This is a genomic window from Pseudomonadota bacterium (assembly GCA_026388255.1).
Classification (GTDB): domain Bacteria; phylum Desulfobacterota; class Syntrophorhabdia; order Syntrophorhabdales; family Syntrophorhabdaceae; genus JAPLKB01.
Window position 1 is genome coordinate 1 of record JAPLKC010000108.1, and the last position, 2084, is coordinate 2084.

General features: G+C 44.0%; 2 protein-coding genes. Both read right to left on the bottom strand.

Annotation, left to right across the window (positions count from 1 at the left end; all coding sequences use genetic code 11):
* The coding region (locus NT178_16400; GenBank protein ID MCX5814102.1) for a CAP domain-containing protein at positions 1 to 435 on the bottom strand (435 nt) is incomplete at its 3' end.
* Positions 436 to 1236: 801 nt separating this feature from the next.
* The coding region (locus tag NT178_16405; protein ID MCX5814103.1) for an FAD-binding protein at positions 1237 to 2084 on the bottom strand (848 nt) is incomplete at its 5' end.

Below are 2084 nucleotides of genomic sequence, written 5' to 3' on the forward strand. Positions count from 1 at the left end.
GTTTCCGTAGTCGATATTCTCTCCAGCAGAAATGTCCCATTTGCCGTATCGGTTTAGTCTATCTACTAAAGTTGACTTATCGCTCCCGGTGTGTCCGATTGCCCCAGTTCTTGCCTGATCCCTTGCATGGTCACGCGCAGCAAGCGTAAGTCCTTTCTTTGGGGACAGCGAAGACAAAGGTTTTGTGACTTGAAGTTTTTTAATACATTCATCAAGTGCACGAATCCCTTCATTGGTTAAGATGGCAATCTCGCCCGGATATCGTAAGAGTTTATTGCGATAGTATGATCGAAGTGGCACTAAGAAGCTGCGGGCGTATTCCGCTGGGTTGGTCCGCACCATGTTAATTTCGATGATTACTTGTCTTTCACTATCAGTTAGGTACTCAACGCCTGCAGTTGTATCGACTGTCTCCTTTTTCCATTTAGGGGACATTGAGTCCGGCGGCGCTTGACCCGCATTGTGCCTGGTTTTATCATTCTTAGCCTGTGCCGTGGACCCTTTGCCTTCGGTGCTATTTGCCGGTGAATGTGTAGAGCTATTGACATCCGAAAGTGCGTTATTGATGGACCCGCAATAGACCAACAGAGCAAGAACTAGTAGGACAACAAAACGCCCTGTATACACTGGCAACCTCCCGTAGGAATTATATCATTTAGAACCATGTAACAATTAATCTGCTGCAAGCTACAATGTGTAAAATATTATGGTTAACGGGCTGTATTGTCAAGGACAAGGAAATTCTTATAATAACAAAGTCCTAAGGATGAAACCTATTGAAATTCGTAAGATACGGGTGTCATTACTAATTGTAGCAAGTACCATAACCTTATAATCGTAATGTTGTGTTGCTCGCTACATAACATTAAAGTTTGTTATTTGCAGGAACAATAGAGATCATAAAGAAGAAAACAGCAACCTCGGCGAGAAGAATCACGTATTCTTATCATGTTTGCATTAAATCTCCCGTTGTGAAATTGCGATTCAATTTCAAGCTAAAACATTCATGCTGGTTATCAATTGCCGGTTGAAAGGCTGAACAATTGGCAGCCCCTGCAAAAACTACATTACAGGAAGACACCCAGGCTTTGCAGGAACAGAAAATAAGCTGTCAATACTCTTGCACATTTCAAACCGTATTCAATAAGCTCCCTCGAATGGGCATGACGTAGATTTGTATTTGAAAGCAAGTACACTTCCAATTTGATCAAAACCGTTGCAGGAAACACTTCTTGCTTACTTGATGTAATGAGCGCCCCGGCTCATATGGTTTTTGAATGCGGATTGAGCCACTATGAATGCTGTCCTGACTCCGTTTCTAAGATTGATCACCGCAGGAACAAGGTGTGCCCTTCTGTAAAAATCGTCTATCCTGTTCTTGAGATAGCCAAGATCTGATTTTGCCCTCTCCAGTCTCTTAATTGTCCTTATAATACCTACGTAATTCCACATTGTGGACCTTATGCTCACCCAGTCCTGCTGGATAAGCGCCGGGTCAACCTCTTCTTCCCGTTCCGGAAAACGCCACGGGGGGATTTCCGACTCTTCATACGGTTTTTTATTATCAAAGTGTTCAACTATATGTTGGGCAGATCTTATTCCCCACACCAGTCCTTCAAGGAGCGATGTGGAGGCAAGCCTGTTTGCGCCATGTATGCCCGTTGCCGTCACCTCCCCGGCAGCATAGAGATTATTGAGAGATGTCCTTCCCCAGACATCCACCTGAACACCTCCGCAACTATAGTGAGCAGCAGGCACAACCGGAATCGGCACCTTCTGAATATCAATATCAAGGGACAGACAGCGTTTATAAATAGTGGGGAAACGTTTCTTGATATTTATATCCGTATATGAGGCAATATCAAGATAGACATATGAATCGCCTCTCTTTATCATCTCTTCATATATGGCCCGCGACACCTCGTCTCTCGGCGCAAGGTCTCCCAGTGAAGAATACTTGTCCATAAAAGGTATATCATCTTTTGTTTTAAGCTTTGCGCCCTCACCCCTCAACGCCTCTGAAATGAGAAATCCGTCAGCGTCTTTATGGAAAAGGCTCGTTGGATGGAACTGAATGTACTCCA